17 protein-coding genes are annotated in these 18,274 nt (G+C 69.1%); 3 read left to right on the top strand and 14 right to left on the bottom strand.

Annotation, left to right across the window (positions count from 1 at the left end):
• Window positions 1–100 precede the first annotated feature (100 nt).
• The 3 genes from SFB74_RS11300 to SFB74_RS11290 form a co-directional block, all read right to left on the bottom strand.
• Window positions 101–1,078 (bottom strand): MBL fold metallo-hydrolase, encoded by a 978-nt coding sequence (locus tag SFB74_RS11300; protein ID WP_432730910.1) that lies wholly within the window; start codon window positions 1,076–1,078, stop codon window positions 101–103.
• A gap of 71 nt (window positions 1,079–1,149) precedes the next feature.
• A complete protein-coding gene (locus SFB74_RS11295; RefSeq protein ID WP_432730909.1) occupies window positions 1,150–2,352 on the bottom strand; it encodes an ammonium transporter in 1,203 nt (400 codons plus the stop codon).
• A 152-nt stretch (window positions 2,353–2,504) separates the two neighbouring features.
• Window positions 2,505–3,473 (bottom strand): LytTR family DNA-binding domain-containing protein, encoded by a 969-nt coding sequence (locus tag SFB74_RS11290; protein ID WP_432730908.1) that lies wholly within the window; start codon window positions 3,471–3,473, stop codon window positions 2,505–2,507.
• Window positions 3,474–3,639: 166 nt separating this feature from the next.
• Between SFB74_RS11290 and SFB74_RS11285 the strand changes: the two genes are divergently transcribed.
• On the top strand, window positions 3,640–4,875 hold the full coding sequence (locus SFB74_RS11285) for an acyltransferase family protein (protein WP_432730907.1): 1,236 nt from the start codon (window positions 3,640–3,642) through the stop codon (window positions 4,873–4,875).
• Here SFB74_RS11285 and SFB74_RS11280 read toward each other — a convergent pair.
• Entirely contained in the window at window positions 4,790–5,239 is a 450-nt protein-coding gene (locus SFB74_RS11280; protein ID WP_432730906.1) for a PaaI family thioesterase, read from the bottom strand. The genes SFB74_RS11285 and SFB74_RS11280 overlap by 86 nt on opposite strands.
• A gap of 223 nt (window positions 5,240–5,462) precedes the next feature.
• Between SFB74_RS11280 and SFB74_RS11275 the strand changes: the two genes are divergently transcribed.
• Complete coding sequence (locus SFB74_RS11275; RefSeq protein ID WP_432730905.1) at window positions 5,463–7,112, top strand: DUF4139 domain-containing protein; 1,650 nt, start codon at window positions 5,463–5,465, stop codon at window positions 7,110–7,112.
• A gap of 10 nt (window positions 7,113–7,122) precedes the next feature.
• Here the strand turns inward: SFB74_RS11275 and SFB74_RS11270 are convergent, their stop codons facing one another.
• The 7 genes from SFB74_RS11270 to SFB74_RS11240 all read right to left on the bottom strand — a co-directional run bounded on the left by SFB74_RS11270 (window position 7,123) and on the right by SFB74_RS11240 (window position 14,967).
• A complete protein-coding gene (locus SFB74_RS11270) occupies window positions 7,123–9,303 on the bottom strand; it encodes a TonB-dependent receptor (protein ID WP_432730904.1) in 2,181 nt (726 codons plus the stop codon).
• 52 nt (window positions 9,304–9,355) lie between these two features.
• Window positions 9,356–10,870 carry an ABC transporter permease subunit gene (locus SFB74_RS11265; protein WP_432730903.1) on the bottom strand — a complete coding sequence of 505 codons (1,515 nt, stop codon included), beginning with the start codon at window positions 10,868–10,870 and terminating at the stop codon, window positions 9,356–9,358.
• A 12-nt stretch (window positions 10,871–10,882) separates the two neighbouring features.
• Window positions 10,883–12,283, bottom strand: a complete 1,401-nt coding sequence (locus tag SFB74_RS11260) for an ABC transporter permease subunit (protein WP_432730902.1) — start codon at window positions 12,281–12,283, stop codon at window positions 10,883–10,885.
• 1 nt (window position 12,284) lies between these two features.
• Window positions 12,285–12,992 (bottom strand): ABC transporter ATP-binding protein, encoded by a 708-nt coding sequence (locus SFB74_RS11255; RefSeq protein WP_432730901.1) that lies wholly within the window; start codon window positions 12,990–12,992, stop codon window positions 12,285–12,287.
• Window positions 12,993–13,127: 135 nt separating this feature from the next.
• Complete coding sequence (ykgO, locus tag SFB74_RS11250; protein WP_019654976.1) at window positions 13,128–13,277, bottom strand: type B 50S ribosomal protein L36; 150 nt, start codon at window positions 13,275–13,277, stop codon at window positions 13,128–13,130.
• 94 nt (window positions 13,278–13,371) lie between these two features.
• Window positions 13,372–13,827 carry a Fur family transcriptional regulator gene (locus SFB74_RS11245; RefSeq protein WP_432730900.1) on the bottom strand — a complete coding sequence of 152 codons (456 nt, stop codon included), beginning with the start codon at window positions 13,825–13,827 and terminating at the stop codon, window positions 13,372–13,374.
• A 57-nt stretch (window positions 13,828–13,884) separates the two neighbouring features.
• A complete protein-coding gene (locus SFB74_RS11240; RefSeq protein ID WP_432730899.1) occupies window positions 13,885–14,967 on the bottom strand; it encodes a suppressor of fused domain protein in 1,083 nt (360 codons plus the stop codon).
• Between the two features lie 149 nt (window positions 14,968–15,116).
• Between SFB74_RS11240 and SFB74_RS11235 the strand changes: the two genes are divergently transcribed.
• Complete coding sequence (locus tag SFB74_RS11235; protein WP_432730898.1) at window positions 15,117–15,935, top strand: hypothetical protein; 819 nt, start codon at window positions 15,117–15,119, stop codon at window positions 15,933–15,935.
• Here SFB74_RS11235 and SFB74_RS11230 read toward each other — a convergent pair.
• From SFB74_RS11230 to ylqF, 3 genes are all read right to left on the bottom strand, one after another.
• Window positions 15,842–16,444 carry an anthrone oxygenase family protein gene (locus SFB74_RS11230; RefSeq protein WP_432730897.1) on the bottom strand — a complete coding sequence of 201 codons (603 nt, stop codon included), beginning with the start codon at window positions 16,442–16,444 and terminating at the stop codon, window positions 15,842–15,844. The two genes, SFB74_RS11235 and SFB74_RS11230, sit on opposite strands and share 94 nt — an antisense overlap.
• 64 nt (window positions 16,445–16,508) lie before the next feature.
• Window positions 16,509–17,126: a Crp/Fnr family transcriptional regulator gene (locus SFB74_RS11225; protein WP_432730896.1), complete on the bottom strand. Its 618-nt coding sequence runs from the start codon at window positions 17,124–17,126 to the stop codon at window positions 16,509–16,511.
• A 10-nt stretch (window positions 17,127–17,136) separates the two neighbouring features.
• Window positions 17,137–18,093, bottom strand: a complete 957-nt coding sequence (gene ylqF / locus SFB74_RS11220; protein WP_432730895.1) for a ribosome biogenesis GTPase YlqF — start codon at window positions 18,091–18,093, stop codon at window positions 17,137–17,139.
• Window positions 18,094–18,274: the final 181 nt, after the last annotated feature.

The following is an 18,274-nucleotide window of genomic DNA, read 5'->3' as shown; positions in this document are numbered from 1 at the left end:
GTTGAAGCGAAGCGACCGGCAAGTTTGCTACAGGGCGCGCGTTCGCGCCCGCCCGCGCGGCAACACCGGCGCGCGACGCTCAACCTTCACCCCGGGTCGACTACCGGATCTGCTGGTAGTCCACCGGCACCCAGACGTAGCCTTTGCCCTCGGCGCGCACGTGGCCCAGCCCCGGGAACGGCAGGTGCGCGCTGCCCACCAGGTAGCGGCCCTTGGCCGCATCGGCGTACGCCTTCTTGCGCTCCACGGCGGCGGGCTTCGAGTCGACGTCGAAGGAAATGGTGATCTGCGGCTGCGCGAACTGCACCGCGGCCACGTGCATCAGGTCGCCCCACAGCACCAGCTTCTGGCCCTTGGACTCGACCACGTAGATGTTGTGGCCGGGCGTGTGGCCGTGGGCCGGCACGGCCCTGATGCCGGGTGCCAGCTCGGTGCCGCCCTTCATGCCCTTGAACTTGCCGGCTTCCACGTACGGGTTCAGCGAGGCCATCGCGCCCTGGAAGAAGCCCTTCATCTCGGCCGAGGCCTTCTCCAGGTTGGCCTTGTTCAGCCAGAAGTCGGCGTCTTCCTGTCCGGCGTGGATGGTGGCGTTGGGAAAGACCAGCTTGCCGTCCTGCACCAGGCCGCCGACGTGGTCGCCGTGCATGTGGGTGATGAGCACGTCGTCGACCTGGTCGGGCTGGTAGCCCGCGGCCTTGAGGTTGGCCTGCAGGTTGCCTAGCGTGGGGCCGAAGAGGCCGCCGGCGCCGGTGTCGACCAGCACCAGCTTGCTGCCGGTGTTGATGAGGTAGCCGTTCACCGAGGTGGGCACGGCGTCCTTCTCGAAGCCCCGGTCGAGCAGCTTGCCGACCTGTTCCTGGGTGGTGTTGGTGAGCAGCTTCTTGGGCTCGAGGTCGAGGGTGCCGTCGAAGAGCGCCGTCACCTCGAAGTCGCCGAGCATCATGCGGTAGAAGCCCGGCGCCTGGGTCTTGACCTGCGGCGCGCCGGCCAGCGCCGTGGAAGAAAACGAAAGCATCAGCAGGCTGCCGGCCAGCGCGGCGATGCCTTTGCGCAGCCAGCGAGCGGGTGTTGTTGTCATGGTTCGGCTCCTCGGTGGTTTGAAGGGGCGCCGAGAATAGCCGAGGCAGGCCGGCCCTGCAGGGCGCCAGCCTACCAGTTGACCTCGCGCTCCGGCGTGGCCGAGATATGGTGGATCGACAGGTCGGCGCCGTCGTATTCCTCTTCCTGCGACAGCCGCAGCCCCGCCACAGCCTTCAGCGCGCCGTACACCGCCGCACCGGCCAGCGCGGCCCAGGCCACGCCCATGACGGTGCCGATGAGCTGCGCCCACACGTTCACGCCGCCGATGCCGCCCAGCGCCTGCGTGCCGAAGATGCCGGCCGCGATGCCGCCCCAGGTGCCGCACAGGCCATGCAGCGGCCACACGCCGAGCACGTCGTCGATCTTCCATTTGTTCTGCGTGAGGGTGAACAGCTTGACGAAGATGCCGCCCGCCACGCCGCCCACCACCAGCGCACCCAGCGGGTGCATCAGGTCGGAGCCGGCGCACACCGCCACGAGGCCGGCGAGCGGGCCGTTGTAGACGAAGCCCGGGTCGTTCTTGCCCATGGCCAGCGCCACCAGCGTGCCGCCCACCATCGCCATCAGCGAGTTGACGGCCACCAGGCCCGAGATCTTGTCGATGCTCTGCGCGCTCATCACGTTGAAGCCGAACCAGCCCACGCACAGCACCCAGGCGCCGAGGGCCAGGAAGGGAATGTTCGACGGCGGATGCGCGCTCAGCGAGCCGTCGCCCCGGTAGCGGTTGCGCCGCGCGCCCAGCAGCAGCACCGCCGGCAGCGCCAGCCAGCCGCCCACCGCGTGCACCACCACCGAGCCCGCGAAGTCATGGAACTCGTGGCCGGTGAGCGAGGCGATCCAGTCCTGGATGCCGAAGTGCTTGTTCCAGGCGATGCCCTCGAAGAGCGGATAGACGAAGCCGACGATCACCGCCGTGGCGATCAGCTGCGGCCAGAACTTGGCGCGCTCGGCGATGCCGCCCGAGATGATGGCCGGAATGGCCGCGGCGAAGGTCAGCAGGAAGAAGAACTTCACCAGCTCGTAGCCGCTCTTTGCCGACAGTTCGGTGGCACTCACGAAGAAATGCGTGCCGTAGGCCACTCCGTAGCCCACCAGGAAATACACGATGGTCGAGACCGAGAAGTCGACCAGGATCTTCACCAGCGCATTGACCTGATTCTTCTTGCGCACGGTGCCCAGTTCGAGAAAGGCAAAGCCGGCGTGCATGGCCAGGACCATGATGGCGCCGAGAAGGATGAACAGCGCATCTGCGCCCTGTTTGAGTGCGTCCATTGGAGCTTCTTGCGGATTTTTGGTTTGAATTGGTGCGCCGCACCCGAATCAACCAGCGCGGCCGGCCAATGAAGCAAAAATGGTGCCCGAAGGCTCTCTCATGGTGCGAAATGAACCAATAACGGGCCGGTCACGGCCCGCCGCGCACCGGATCAGGCCGCGCCGATGCCCGTGCGCAGGGCGTCCCGGTAGCGGCGGCTGCAGGGCACGGTGGTGCCGTCGTGCATGTGCAGCCGGGCGTCGCCGCCGTCCAGCGGCTCGATTTCCCTGATGCGCCCCAGGTTCACCGCATGGCTGCGGTGCACGCGCGCGAAGAGCGCGGGGTCGAGCTGGGTCAGGAAATCGGTCAGCGTGGAGCGCAGCAGGTAGTCGTGGCCGTTGACGTGCAGGCCGACGTAGTTGCCCTCGGCCTGGAGCCAGTCGATGTCGGTGGCGGCAATGAGGAACTCGCGGCGCAGCTTGCGCACCAGGAAGCGCTCGGGGCGCGCGGGCGGCGATGGTGGCGACGGCGGGGGCTGGGGTGTTTCCGGCATCGAGGGTTCGAAACCCTCCGGTTCCGCCACTGCGGGCGCCGGAGCCGGAGGCGGCATCGCGGCCCCCTCCTCCGGCGCATCCAGCACCCGAGCCTCCCCCTGCAACCGAAGCAGGAACAGCCGGTAGGCCCAGATGCCGAAGACGATGCTCACGTACACCCGCACGTCCTTCAGGTACTCGTAGCCCCACTGCCCGACCCAGCTCCAGAAGTCGTAGCGCTCGCCGGCCATGGCGTAGACCAGCGAGCGCAGCCCGAACATGCCCGCGACGTGGACCACGCTGAACACCACGCTCGCCGCCGCATGCCACGCCAGAAAGCGCAGCGGGCGGGTGCGCACCAATGGCGACAGCCGGCGCTCCACCGCGAACAGCGCCGGCACCAGGAGCAGCAGCACCAGGTGGCTGGACACCTCCCAGGTCGCGACCTCCCAGTTGGGCCGCGGCACGGCGCGCGTGCGCACATCCATGATCGCCACCATCGTGCTGAACGCGGCCTGCAGGCTCATCAGCACGATCCAGAACGCCACCTCCAGCGGGCGGCGGATCGGTGCGTAGCGCTCGTAGAGATTCTTGCGGGGGTCTCCCATGCGGGGAATTCTCGCGAAAACAGGCCCCGGGGCCGGTTTTTTCGCCCCGGATTTCGTCCCCGCCGGCCACCGCTCGTCACAAAGCCGGGACGATCCGTCCCCTGGCCGCGCCGCGCGGGGGCGACCGGGCCGAGCATGGCGACCTTCCCGCTTCGAGGAACCGTTCATGACCGCCGCCCACATCCCGCCCGACCACCGCCGCCACGACATCGACGCCCTGCGCGCGCTGGCCTTCCTCTTCGTCATCCTCTATCACGTGGGCATGTACTACGTGGCCGACTGGCCCTGGCACCTCAAGAGCCCGCACGCGGCCGAGTGGCTGCAATGGCCGATGCGCGTCCTGAACCTGTGGCGCATGGACCTGGTCTTTTTGATCTCGGGCGTGTCGCTCGGCTTCCTGAGCCGGGGCCAGGGCACATGGGGACTGCTGCGCAGCCGGGGCCTGCGGCTGATGCTGCCGCTGGCCTTCGGCATGGCGGTAGTCGTGCCCTACCAAGCCTACGCGCAAGGCGTGGCCAACGGGCTGGTCGCACCGGGCTTCGGCGCCTTCCTGCTGCGCTACCTGTCGATGGCCCAGCCGTGGCCGAAGCAGGCCTTCGACGGCGCGGAGTTCGGCATCACCTGGAACCACCTCTGGTACCTGCCCTACCTTTTCATCTACACCGCGCTGGTAGCGCTGACGCTGCCGCTGTGGAATTCGGCCACCGGCCAGTGGGTGCGGCGCGCCTTCAACGGCCTGCGCGGCTGGAGGCTGCTGCTGTTGCCGGTGGTGCCGCTGCTGGTGTTCACGATGCTGCTGGCCTCGCACTTCCCGGCCACGCACAACCTGGTGCGCGACTTCCACCTGCACAGCCTCTACTTCACGATGTTCCTCTACGGCTACTGGATGGGCGTGGACACCGGCGTGTGGAAGGAGCTGGAGCGGCTGCGCCGCGTGTCGCTCGCGCTGGCGGTCGCCGTCATCGCCACCTTCATCGCGTTGCGCGCAGGCGTGAAGGCTCCCCCCTCGGGCCTGCTGATGGACACCCTGCGCATGCTCTACCTGTGGCTGGCCGTCGCGACCATCCTCGGTCACGGCCATCGCTACCTGAACCGCCCGTGGCCCTGGCTGCGCTGGGCCAACGAGTCGGTGTACCCGTGGTACGTGCTGCACCAGACGCTGATCATCGCCGGCGTGAGCCTGCTGGCGCCGCTCGCGCTCGGCCCGGTGATCGAGCCCGCGCTGCTGGTGACGCTGACGCTGCTCGGCTGCTGGCTGCTGACGGACGGGCTGATCCGCCGCACCAACCTGCTGCGTCCGCTCTTCGGACTGAAGCTCAGGCGGCGGCCGCTGGCTTCTTCGGCGCCGAAGCAGGCTCTTCGACCGGAACCAGGATTGCGTTCCCCGTCGCCACGAGCTTGAGCGCATCGGCGCCCTCGCTGTCGCCCTGCGCATAGAGCTCGGCCACCGCGAACACCTGCTTGCGCCCGGCCTTCACGACCCGCCCGCGCGCCACGAATGCGTGGCCGATGGCGGGCGAGATGCAGTTCACCGAAAAGTGCGATGCCAGCACGCGGCCCGCCACGGTGGCGGCCGCGTAGCCGCTCACGGTGTCGAGCATCGCGCCGATCATTCCGGCGTGCAGGAAGCCGGCGTACTGGCCCATGTCCTCCTCGCGCCAGTTCATGCGCAGTTCGGCTTCGCCGTTGGCGGCGCTGGTGACTTCGAAGCCGGCCCAGCGGTTGAAGGCGGCGGTCTTGTTGATGGCCTGGATGGTGTCGAGCATGGCTGTGTGTCCTTGTCCTGGGTTGGTGGAAAGACGATGCGGCCACTCTATGAAGCACACCCGGCATCCGCCGTCGCGCGCGCGACCGGAAACGCCGCGGCGGTTGCATTGGCGACAGCGCCGCAGGGTTGCGTGAAATTTTTTTGACGATGCCTTAACCCCGTTCGCCGGGGTCGTCCGTATGAGCAGGGGTCATTCATCACTTCCGCTCCAAAGGCACTCCATGAAAGCATCGACTTCCGCCCTCCTCCGCGCCACCGCCGGTGCCGCCGTCCTGCTGGTACTGAGCCTCAGCGCCCAGGGACAGGCCGCAACGCCGCAGGCCCCGGCAGCGGCCGATTCGCGCATCACGCAGGTCAAGGTCTACCCGGGCAGCGCCACCGTGGAGCGCGTGGCGCGTGTCGCGGCCGGCGCCCGGTCGGTCACCTTCGCCTGCCTGCCCGCGGGCCTGGACGTGCAGAGCCTGCAGGTATCGGCCGATGCCTCGGTGCGCATCGGCGAGACCTCGGTGCTCAGCGAGCAGCGCGAACTCTCCGCGCGATGCTCGACCAGTCCGCTCGACGGCCGCATCCGCGAACTCGAAGACCAGAAGGCCGCCCTGCAGGCGGAGACCGACGCGCTCGGCATGGTCACCGGCTACCTCAAGGGGCTGGCAGGCGGCAGCGATGCCACTTCAGGCGCTCGCGCACCGATGGACGCGCGCAACCTCGCCGCGATGACCGAGGCCATGCGCCGCACCGGGCAGGACTCGCTGCTCAAGCAACACCAGATCCAGCGCAGGCAGGCCGAGATCGACCGCCAGCTCAACCCGCTGCTGGCCGAGCGCACGCGCGCCCAGGGCAACGGCGGCCAGGTGACGGCCGTGACGGTGACGCTGGCCGCGGGCGCCGATGCCGACGTGAAGCTCAGCTACCAGGTCAACGGCCCGGGCTGGACGCCCACCTACCGCGCGCTGCTCGACACCACCACGCGCAAGGTGCGCATCGAGCGCCAGGCGCTGGTGGCGCAGTCCACGGGCGAAGACTGGCGCGGCGTGAAGCTGGTGCTTTCCACCGGCCAGCCGCGCCGCGAGACCACCGGCCGCCTGCCCACGGCATGGCGCATCGGCATCGAGCCGCCGCCGCGTCCGGCGACCGAGATGGCCTACCCCGCCGCGCCAGTTGCGGCCATGGCGCCGTCGCCCATCATGGCCAGCAAATCCATGGACAGCCGCGAGCGCCGGGTGGAGCCGCTGTTCGACGTGAGCGTGTTCGACAACAGCTTCGCCACCGAATTCTCCGTACCGCAGGCCATCGACGTGCCCTCCAACGGACAGCGCGTGACCATGGCGCTGGGCCAGCACGAAGACACGGCCAAGCTCGCCGCGCGCACCAGCCCGCGCGTGGACGCCAGCGCTTTCCTCGTCGCCGAACTCGACCAGCCCGCCGGCGTGTGGCCCGCCGGCCCCATGCAGCTGTACCGCGACGGCGCCTTCGTGGGCAGCGGCCGGTGGAACGCACCGAGCGATGCACGCCTGACGCTCTCCTTCGGCCGCGACGAACTGGTGCGCGTGCAGGCCGAGCCCGAGCGCGACAACCAGGGCACCGGCGGCTTCGCCGGTTCGCGCGCCGAGCGCAAGGTGCAGCGCGCCTACGTGGTCGAGAACCGCCACCGCACGCCGGTCACGGTGCAGGTGCTCGAGGCCGCCCCGGTGTCGGTCGACGAGAAGGTGCGCGTGGCTTCGGAGTTCTCGCCGCAGCCCGCCGAGCTGGCCTGGAACAAGCAGCCCGGCCTGGCCATGTGGCAGCTCGACCTGGCAGCCGGCCAGACGGCGCGCGTGACGGCCGACTACACCATCGGCTATCCGAAGGACGCGCGACTGCAGATGCGCTGAGCAGGCCCGTTCAAAAGTCGAACTTGGCCGACAGCTCGAAGGTGCGCCGCGGCGCCAGCAGCACCTGCGAGGTCGAGCGGCCCACCCAGGTGGCATAGAGCTTGTCGGTCAGGTTGCGCACGCGGAAGCTCAGCAAGGCGTTGCGCAGCCGGTAGCTCACCGCGGCGTCGAGCGTGGTGAAGGCGTTGATGCGGATCTCGTTGGCGTTGTCGGTGTACATGCGGCCCGTGTGGTTGAGCGATGCGAAGTACTCGAACTTCGATCCCTCGGGCCGGTAGGTCGCGAAAAGATTGGCCACCCGTTCGGGCACGTTCGGCGGCGTCTTGCCCACGCGCGAGACGCCACCGGCCTCGACCAGCGTGTCGTAGCGCGCGTCGAGCGCGGCGAGGTTGCCGGCCAGCGTCCATTCGCGCGTCGGACGCCACACGGCCGACAGCTCGATGCCCCGCGAAGACTGCCGCCCGTTGTTCACCGTGTTGCGGGCATCGTTGGGGTCGCGCGAGAGCACGTTGTCGAGCGCGATCTTGTAGAGGGCCGCCGTCCACTCCAGGTTCGCCTCGGGAATGCTCTGCTTGAAGCCCACCTCGGCCTGCTTGCCGCGCGACATCGGAAAGGCCGCGTTGGAAGCCGACAGCAGGAAGAGCGAATTCACCGGCAGCGTCGCGTTGGTGTACTGCGCATACACGCTCGACTGCGGCGTGATGTCGTACACCGCGCCGATGCGCCCCGAGGTCGAGCGGTAGCTGGCGCCGAAGCGCGTGTAGCTGCCCACGTTGAGGTCGGCGATGCCCCGGTCGACCTCGGTGCGGTCGTGGCGCAGGCCGCCCACCAGCGTGAGGTCGCGCACCGGCTTGATCGCGTCTTCCACGAAGGCCGACGTGACCTTCACGTTCGACGTGGTGTTGGTGCGGTTGCCGGCGCCCGTGGTGAGCGCGAGGCTGTCGTTGAAAGGCGCGATGTACGGATCGAACACCGGCACGCGCAACAGGCTGGCGGTGGCGGCGCTGCCGTTGGAGAAGCGGCGCTGGCTGCCGAAGCGCGTCTCGCTGTATTCGCCGCCGACGACGAAGCGGTTGTCCATGCCGCCCAGCGTGCCCTTGTGCGTGGCGTCGAAGCGGTCGAGCCAGAAGTCCTGGTCGTGGGTGATCAGCGTCTGGTCGCGCGCGATGCTGGCGGGCGCAACGAAGACCGCGCTCTCGGAGTTGCGGAACACGCGGTTCGCCTTGTTGGCAGAGAACTCGTTGCGCCACGACCAGCCGCCGTCGAGCTGGCCCGTGAGGCGCGCGCGCAGCCAGTAGGTCTCGGACGAGTTCTCGTCGTCGGGCACGTTGTAGTTGCTGCGCGCCAGGCGCCGGTCGATCACGCGCCCGTCGGGCGTGCTGACCACGTTCGTCGGCTGCGTGGCGAAGCTGGCCGGCACCAGCGGCGTGCCCCAGTAGGCCTGGTTGTTGTCGCGCAGGTAGTCGAAGGAAAGATCCAGTTTCACCGAGCCGCCGAAGTCGACCATCAGGCCGCTGGTGAAGTGGTCGATGCGCTCGCCGTTGCGCGCGATGGTGCCGACCTTCGTGTCGTTGCGGCTGTAGTCCAGCCGGTAGGCGCTGGCGTCGCCCAGGGCGCCGCCGAAGCCGAATGCCGCGCGGGTGGAGCCGTAGCTGCCGTACGAAAGCAGCGCCTCCTTGTTCGGATTGTTGCGGTCGGGCCGCTTGGTCACGAAATTGACGACGCCGCCGATGGCGCCCTCGCCGTCGATCACCGAGGCCGGGCCCTTCAGCACCTCGATGCGCTCGTAGTTCCAGGTGTCCTGCACGCGGTTGGTCACGCCCGCGCCGGAGCTGCGCACGCCGTCGTACAGGTACATGAGGCTGGTGAAGCCGCGCGTCGACAAGGTGGTCGGCGACGACGGCGGCCCGCCGCCGGTAAGGCCGGTCATGCCGCGCAGCGCCTCGCTGAAGGTGCGCGCGCCGCGCTGCTGCATGGTGTCCTGCTGCAGGACCTCGACCGAGGCCGGCGTCTCGCGCACCGAAAGGCCCAGGCGCGAAGCGGTGCCGCTCGAATCCTCCAGATGCAGGCCGCTTGCGTCGCGGCTGCCTTCGACGGTGATGGTGCCGAGCTCCGCGCCCTCCTGCGCGTAGGAAGCCTGGAATGCGGTGACGGCGGCGGCCGCCATGGCCGTGCGGATGAACATGGTCATTTTGGGTTTGCTTGCTTGGAAGTGCTGTGAGGAAAGAAAGCCGGGGCGACGGCTACGCGACGGAGAACCGCCGCAGCCGCCATGCGGCCAGCCCGAACAGCAGCAGGCTCGGCACCAGCAGCTGCAGCAGGGCGAGCGCGGCCTGCCCGCGCACGAGGCTGGCAGGCTCCTCCTGCCACGCGAATGCGGGAATGCGGTCGAACTCGGAGGGCACGAGCGCGTCGCGCGCGTCGATGCGCGGGAAGAAGAAGCTCTTCCACGCCTCGTGGTAGGCGATGGTCTGCGCCTCGAAACGCGCCTGGCGCCGCGTGCCGGTGCCGGCGAGCGCGGTCATGCCCTCGTAGGCCACGGCCGCCGGAGACACGCCGCTGAAGCGCGCCAGCAGCGCCTGCTGGCCGGCCTGCTGCGCGTCGAAGCGGTCGAGCTCGGGCTTGATGGCCTCGTCGACCTCCTTCTCGATCAGGTAGTTGCCCAGCGCGCGGCCGGCGATCTCGATCTTGCCGTCGCGCGGCACCAGGATCGCGCCGCGCCCCACGTGGCGGTAATCGGTGCTCATCAGGTCGGCGTGGCGCTTCATCGCTTCGGCCGTCACGATGCGCTGGCGCGTGGCCAGCTCGGTGCGCGATGGCGCAGGGCTGGCCTGCGTCACGGCCAGGTTCAGCAGAACCGGCACCACGAGCACCAGCAGCACCCAGGCGATGACCAGCACCATCGCGTTCGTCGCCGACGAAGCGCCGAAGGCATTCACCGCCACCACCAGCGCGAACCAGAAGAGCGCGTACGCCCCCACCAGCAGCGCCCACCACCACAGCGCAGCGCCCGGAGAGCCTGCCAGGCCCGCCTGCCGCGCCACCAGCAGCACGGCCACCGGCAGCAGCACGGCGGGCCCCAGCAGCACCGCCGCGCGCACCGTGAGCTTGCCCGCCAGCAGCGTGCGCAGCCGCAACGGTTGCGACAGCAGCAGGCGCAGCGTGCCGTTCTCTCGTTCCGCCGACAGCAGGTTGTAGCCGAGCGCGAAGATCAGCAGCGGCAGCAGGTAGACGATGACGAAGGCCAGGTCGAAATGCCCGCTCAGCAGATGCCACGGGCTCTCGATGTCGCTGGGGTTCATGAACACCACGCGGCTCTGGTTCGTGACCTTGAACTGGCTCGGGTACAGGTCGCTCTGCCCCAGCGCGACCGGGCCCAGCGGCGCGCTCGGCAGGATCGCGTGATGCCCGCCGTAGCTGCTGGCCATGCGCGATGGATCGGCCGGGTTCTCGAAGGGCGTGGGCTGCGCGGTGCCCGCGAGGATGCTTTCGAGCAGCACGCGCTGCGCGGCGCGGGTGTCGCGGTCGGCCTGCGCCACCGCCGCCTGTGCGCGATCGCGGCTCGCGGTCTGCAGCAGGCCGTTGCCGAGCGCATAGGCCACCAGCAGCAGGAACAGCGCGCCGACGGCCCACAGCGTGCGCTCGGCGAGCATCAGGCGGCACTCCTGGCGCATCACGGCCAGCAGGCGGCGGCCCTGCGGTGGACGGTCGATGGAGATTGAGATGGAAGAAGCGGAGGCGGTCGTGTTCATCGTCATGTGCTGCCTCCTTCAGAGCGCGCGCTGGCGCGATGCGGCGAAGGCCGCGAAGGCGGCGGCCAGCAGCAGGCCCGCGCACAGCACGGCGAAGCTGCGCACCTGGTGCGCCAGCGCCCAGCCCACGCGCGGCGGGTGGTAGTCGAACGGCGGAACGGTCGCCCACAGTTCCGGCGTGGCCTGGTAGGCGAAATGGCGGTCGCCCAGCGGATCGGCGTGCGCCACCAGGTCTTCGCTCATCAGGTCCTGGATGTGGCGGCGGTGCAGTTCTGCGGCGGTGGTGAAGCTGCGGTGGTGCGCGAAGTCGGTGCCCGCCATGCCCATCGAGAAGCTGCGCACGGCGAGGATGGGCACCAGCAGGCCGCTCCATTCCTGCACCGCCTGCTGGCGTTCCCAGGTGTTCCACAGGCGGCCGTAGTGACGGTCGTACACCGGGTAGGAGGCCTGGTCGTCCAGGCGCAGCGCGATGCCCCATTTGCTCAGCGGCACGTCGCGGCCCCAGCGCTCGGTGGAGCCGAAGTTCCTGCGCCACACATCGTCGGACACGGTCTTCAGTTCCGCGCCGAGCTCGCGGTTGAACTCCAGCCGCGTCGGGCTGGGGAACCATGCGCGCGAGAGCTCAGAGAGCACGCGCGGCGCCATCACCGCCTGCGCGATCCACATGGCCAGCAGCAGCGTGATCGCCATGCGCGAGGTCGACGAAGCGGCCGACACGCCGAGCACGAGGAACACGAAGATGCCCAGGTACACCGCGTAGCCGAGCGACCACGCGCCGAGCCTGAGCAGCGCATCGAGCCGCTCGCCCGCCTCGGCACCCGCCGACACGGCCACCGCCGCGACCAGCGCCGCCGGCACGAGCAGCGCCGTCAGCGACGAGGCGAGCGCCAGGGCCTTGCCGTACAGCAGCCGCAGCGGCGACACGCCCAGGCTCAGCGTCTGCCTCAGGATGCCCTGCTCGCGCTCGGCCGCGAAGGCGTTGAAGCCCAGCACGATCACCAGCAGCGGGCCCAGCACCTGCAATATCCAGCCCACCGACAGATTGCCGAAGCGCTGCAGGCCGGTCGCGTCCTGCGCTGCGTTGAACTTCACCTCGCTCTGGCGATGCGCCTGCAGCCACACGGTGCTGCCGATGAAGAGGTTGATGCCCGGGTCGATCATCGACAGCACCGCCTCGGGCTTGAAGGCATGCATGCCCTGGTGCGCGGCGTCGTGCGGATGCCGCCGGTCCTGGTGCAGCCAGTCGCGGTAGTCCATGGCCTGCGCGGCGCGCTGCTCGGCCTGTGCGTCGCGCTGGTGCGCCCAGCCCACCGCGAGTGCGGTGAAGAGCAGCACCGCGACCAGTCCGCCGGCCCAGTAGAGGCGCCCGTCGCGCAGGCGTTCGAGGAATTCGCGGCGTGCGATCCAGCTCGTCAGCATGTCAGGCCCTCATGTGCTGCAGGTAGAGAGACTGCAGATCGGTCTTCGCGATCTGCGCCTCGCCGTCGAGGCTCTCGACGAGGCGGCCGCGCTTCATGATCCCGACGCGCGTGGCGGTCTGCTGCGCGTGGAAGAGGTCGTGCGTGGTGGTGAGCACGGCCACGCCGCTGTCGGCCGCGCGGCGCAGCAGGCCCGAGAACTCGCTGGCGGCCTGCGGGTCGAGCCCCGAGGTGGGCTCGTCGAGCAGCAGCGCCTTGGCCTGCTTGGCCAGCGCCACCGCGATCCACACCTTCTGACGCATGCCCTTCGAATATGCCGACACGCGCCGGTCGGCCGCGGCGTGGTCGAGCCCCACTTCGGTCATCAGCCCGAGCAGCCGTTCGCGCGGCAGCTCCCGGCCCAGCGCCAGGCCGGCGAAGAAGCGCAGGTTCTCCAGCCCCGAGAGCGGGCCGTACAGCGTGACCTGCTCGGGGATGTAGGCCACGTGCTGCTTGGTGGCCACCGGGTGGCGAACGACGTCGATGCCGTTGATCTCGACCGTGCCCGAAGTCGGCTCGACGAAGTTCAGGAAGAGGTTGATGGTCGTCGTCTTGCCCGCGCCGTTGGCGCCCAGCAGGCAGTAGATGTCGCCCGCGCGGATGTCGAGGTCGAGGCTGTCGAGCGCGGTGTGCGCGCCGTATTGCTTGGTGAGGCCGGTGGCTCGGAGCATGGAAGGAACCCGGTATGAGGAGAAAAAAAGACGAGCGCAGCCACGCGCCGGCGCACGCGCGCCGAAGCGGTCGTTCAGTGATGGGGAAACCCGCGGCGCCGGCGATTCAGCCGGGGCGCCGCCGGGTTTGGGCGCTCAGCGCTTGTGCCTGTTCTTCGCGCCGCCCTGTCGGGCCTTGAAGCGCGGATTGGACTTGCAGATGACGTAGGTGCGGCCGCGCCGCGTCACCACCTGGCAATCGCGGTGGCGCTTCTTTGCTTCTTTGAGCGAGGACAGGACTTGCATGGTCGGGATCGGAACCAGAGGATTCGGACCCGCGACTATACGTTATTGAGAATTCATTCTCAATAAATCGAAAGCCGGATGAAAGCAGAACCCTTCAGTGCGCCTTGCCCGCGCGCGCCTTGTCGGCCGTTCCCGTACCGGCGCACGACGCGCACACCCCGTGCAGCGTCACCTCGTGGCTCTTCACCTGGAAGCCCTTCGGCACCAGGTCGTCCATCGGGCCGGGGCAGGAATGCAGCAGGTACACCTGCCCGCAACTGGAGCAATGGAAGTAGTGATGGTGGTGATCGGCGTGCCTGGCGCCGTGGCCCGGCTTGCCATGCGCCTCGGGCTTGCACGCCACCTCGTAGCGGGCGGGCTCGCCGGGCAGTTCGACCTTGGCGATCTCGCCGTCCGCCAGCAGCAGCGAGACCTGACGGTAGACGGTCGAGAGGCTGATCTCGGGAACGATCTCGCGCGCATGCGCCAGGATCTGCGGAGCGGTGAGGACGCGGCCCGCGTCGCTGAAGGCGGAGAAGACGGCGTTGCGTTGACGCGTGAGACGTTGCATCTGGATTCGTGGTGCTGGCTGTGGGCTGGCTTGCGTTGGCGACCGGGGGCGTGGCGGTCAGCCTACGGTGCGGACCACGTTCCCCTGCGGGTCCCTGATTGTCGTCTTCTGCACCTTCCAGCGCACGGCGCCAAGACCCTGCACCTCGTAGGTGCCGGCAACCGGCTTCAGCGTGCGGGCCAGCTCGCGCACCGTGGCGTCGCTCAGTTGCAGCGTGAGCCTGCCGTCTTCCTCCGAAACGCCGTCGGCCTCGCCATGCGCGAAGACCAGTGCGCGCTCGCGGCTCGCGAAGTGGAAGTCGCGCCCGAAAGGCAGCCGCAGCGGCAGCAGCGCGACCAGCTCGTCGACCTGCCGCGCGCCGATGGTGATCTCGGTGACGGGCGCGCGCAGCAGCCGCTTGCTCGTCTCCCAGCCGAGCACGTCGGTGAAGAGGAAACCGCTGGACGAGCCGTCGCGCGCCGCGCCCTCCTCCACGCGCCTGCGCACTTCGGCATCGTCGAGCAGCGAAGGCCGCGCGAGGTCGGTCACCCACAGCGGCATCGCGGGCAGCAGCGCGTCGAGCAGCTTGCGTGTATCCCATTGCTTGCCGGCGCGTTCCTCGTCATCCGTCAGGCCCACGACCTGTATGAAGCTCATGCGGCCGTTCGGCGTGTCGATGGCCGGCAGCTCGGGGTCGAACACGAAGCCCATCGAGCGGATCAGCGTCTCGCGCTCCAGTGCGATGGGGCCGTTGGCAGTCATCCAGTGGCCGTCGTCGAACACGTTGCCGCTCTTGAACACGTAGCGCGCGAGGTTCTGCAGGAAGTTGACGGCCCATGCGGGCGGAACTTCATCGTCGGGCTCGCAGGCGACGCGGAAGGTCAGCTCGAAGCCGTAGCCGCTGGTTTCGGCATCGCTGGATTCCTTGGCGTAGAGCTCGCTGAGTCCGTAGCTCAGGTAGTGCCAGTGCGGCACAGGCTCCATGCGCTTCCACACGCTCACGCCGTCGAGCGGGTCGGGCCCGCCCAGCATCCACTTGATGACCGTGGCGTAGTGCTTCGGCTCCTGGCCGGGGTACAGGCGCTCCACCGCGGCGGTGATGGCGTCCCAGCCGGGCGAGAGATCATCTTCGTCGTCCCGGTCCTGCGCTGCTTCGGTCATGTCGCTCCTTGCGATGTCGATGCGGCGAGCCTACACCGCCTCCCCGGGCGCCCGAGCGCGAGGCTTCCTCAGGCAGATGTCAGGCCCGCATGGCATCCTCGTTCGCCGAACAGACAGAGATAGACAGCTTTTTCAGTGGAGAGAACAACGTGAGATGGTTCCATCGGCGGGATGCGCTGGTACTTTCTGCCGCATGCGCCGCAACCGCCCTGCTGGCCGCGTCGGGCTGCGGCCAGTCGCAGGACGCGCCCGCAGCCGCCCCGGCGGCGCCCCAGCCGGGCAGCATCGAGATCACGCAGGCGGACATCGACTGGTTTCGCCGCAGCCACGCCGAGTGGGTCGGCTGCGAATCGGGCGCGCCGGCCATCGTGCCGCCCGACATGACGCTCGAACAGTTCGGCGAGGTGCTCGACGGCGGCAGCTCGCCGGCCTTCGACCGCTTCGTGAACGTGGCGGCCGCCTTCTTCCTGCATTCGAGCTTCGTGGCCGGCCACTACGCCTTCCAGCCGCCCTTCGGGCAGCGCGCGAGCTTCGACGTGACCGACGAGCACATCCGCCTCCTGCAGCACGCCAACTGGAGCAGCTTCGTGATCGACTGCAAGCGCCCGTACGGCGACTTCACGCATTTCGAGATCGACATGGCCGACATCCTCGGCCTGCCCGTCACGAAGGACGCGAAGGGCTATGCGCAGATCGGCAAGGAGGCCGAGAAGCGCATGAACGCGCTGCACGCCGATGTCCTCCCCGCGCTGCAGGCGTACATCCGCTTCGCGCGACTCAACCCGGGGCGCTACGTGGTGCCGGGGCGAGGCGTCGCGCAGACGCGCGGGAGGCCGCTGTGCAGGCCGGTGTCGGCCACGCGCGTGGCCATGTATCAGCGCGCGCTGCAGGCGGCGGGCCCGGGCTCCGACTCGCGCAGGGTCGCCGCACTCGACGAGGCTGCCGCGGCGCTGTTCGCGCTGGACTGAGCAGCGGCCGCCACGGCCCGCGCGCACAGGGCCGCGAGCGCCAGCCCGAAGGCCAGTGCGCTGGCCACCGTGCGCCAGAGGTTCGCGGCGTTCCAGCGCTCGCGCGTGCGCGCCCAGTCGGATGGCAATGCCAGCGGATCCCACGATTCGGTGTACGCGTTGAGCGGCAGGTTGACCTGCGCCGTGAACACCACGATACCCAGGCCGTAGAGCACGCCGGCCAGCAGCAGGCATCGCCACCAGCCTCTGCGGCGCGCGCTCCAGGCCGTGGCCAATGCCAGTGCGCACAGCATCGGCGGACCGAAGAAGAAGCCGAAGAACATCGCGTGCCGCACGTTGCGGTTCAGGCCCGACTGCACGCGCGCGTAGGTGGCGCCGTCCATCTCCAGGGTCGCGAAATTGACGTTGGCGCTGTAGGTCCAGAAGAAGCCGGCCATCACGCCCAGCCAGAAGATGGCGAGCGCGTGGCAGGCGAGCGAGGGCGGCATGGCCGGTCGACGAGAGAACATTGCGGGGGCTCCTCCTGCGGGAAAGGAAAAGCCTGCACTGTCCCGCCGCCGCGCGTTCGGCGCCTTAACCCTCGATAAGTCCCATCTCCGCGCGCAGCCGCGACAGCGACACGTCCGTCATGCCCAGGTACGAAGCCAGGTGGCGCAGCGGGATGCGGCCGGTCCACTCGGGGCGTTCCCGCAGCAGGGCCTCGTAGCGCTGGCGTGCCGTGCACTGCAGGAAGGTCTGTTCGCGCCGCATCTTGTCGTCGAGCAGGCCGGCGAGCGCCTGCAGCCTCAGCGCCGTCCACGAAGGCAGCTCGCCCACCTCGGCCTGCAGCGCGCCGTACGGCAGGCGCCAGACGGTGGCCGGGGTCAGTGCGGCGATGAAGAAGGCCGCGGGCTCGCGCTGCATTGCCTCGGTCACGGGCCAGATGAATGCGTTCTCGGCGTGGAAGTTCTTGTTCGACTCGCGCCCTTCGCTGTCGATGTAGAAGAGCCGCAGCATGCCGCGCTCGACCCAGAAGGCGTGCTGCCAGACATCGCCCGCCGCCAGCAGCGTCGCTTGCGCAGCCGGTGTCTCACGGCGCGCCTGCGCGGCGAGTGCCGTCAGGGACGCCGGCGCCAGTTCGGGAAAGCGCCTCGCCAGTGCGTGGTGCCAGGCCGTGGCGGCCGAAGCATCGTCGTCACGCCCGGCAGGCATCGCGGCCGCCTCAGTCGTCCTGCCCGGCCTCGGCCTTCGGCTTGCCCTTCTGCTTGCGCGCGGCCTTCTTCGCCGCGCGCTCGGCGTCGGCGCGCTGGCCCTCGACCAGCCACACGGCGAACTCCTCGGGCGTCTCGAGCGTGATTCGCCCGAGGTTGCCGGCGCGGAACTCGTGCATCACGATTTCGGCAGCCTTCTGCAGGTTGACGCGGCCCTTGCCCAGCAGGGCGCCGCGCTTGCGGCCGATGGTGTCGAGCAGGGCCTCGTCCTTCATGTCGGCCATGGTCTCGGTGTCGAGCTCCACGAGCTTGAATCGTGCGGCGATGCCGGCGGCGTAGCTCGACTTGAGGTAGCCGAGCAGCTCCAGCGCCACTTCTTCCTCGTCGAAGGCGTTGCGCCCCACCGCGCCGCTGGCCGCGAGGTTGTAGCCGCTCCTGGGCACGATGATGCGCGGCCACAGCATGCCGGGCGTGTCCCACAGGTAGAAGTCGTCGGCCAGCGTGATGCGCTGTTCGAGCTTGGTGATGCCGGCCTCGTCGCCGGTCTTGGCCTTGCGGCTGCCGGTGAGCGTGTTGATGAGGGTGGACTTGCCCACGTTGGGAATGCCGCAGATCAGCACCCGCATCGGCTTGGCCAGGCCGCCACGGTTGGGCGAGAGCTCGTGGCAGGCCTTCACGATCTGCTGGGCCGGGGTGGTCTGGCTCGCATCGAGGGGAATGGCGCGGGTGGCCGGCAGCGCGTTGTAGTGCGCCAACCAGAGCGCGGTGCGCTCGGGGTCGGCCAGGTCCTGCTTGTTGAGCACCTTCAGCGTGGGCCGGCCGGCCGTGAGCTCGGCCAGCATCGGGTTGGCGCTGGAGCCGGGCAGCCGCGCGTCGAGCAGCTCGATGACCACATCGATGTCCTTCACCCGCTCGGTGATGGCCTTCTGGGTCGAATACATGTGACCGGGGAACCACTGGATCGCCATCGGTGGGCTCTTCTTTCTTTCGCGCTGTCTCTGTGTGTGGGGAATGGGGCCTGGACAGGGCCGGTGCGCATTGTGAACCGGGAACCTGAACGCAAACTGGTTGCTACGCTTTCGATAGCTGCAGGCGCGCATTCTGCCTTCGCTCTCGGATTGTTCGCTCCTAGAATCCCTTCGCCGCCAC

The sequence above is a fragment of the Variovorax xiamenensis genome (genome assembly GCF_050916385.1).
GTDB lineage: Bacteria > Pseudomonadota > Gammaproteobacteria > Burkholderiales > Burkholderiaceae_C > Variovorax.
Note: the sequence above shows the minus strand (reverse complement) of the source record. Positions and strands in the feature narration are given on the sequence as shown.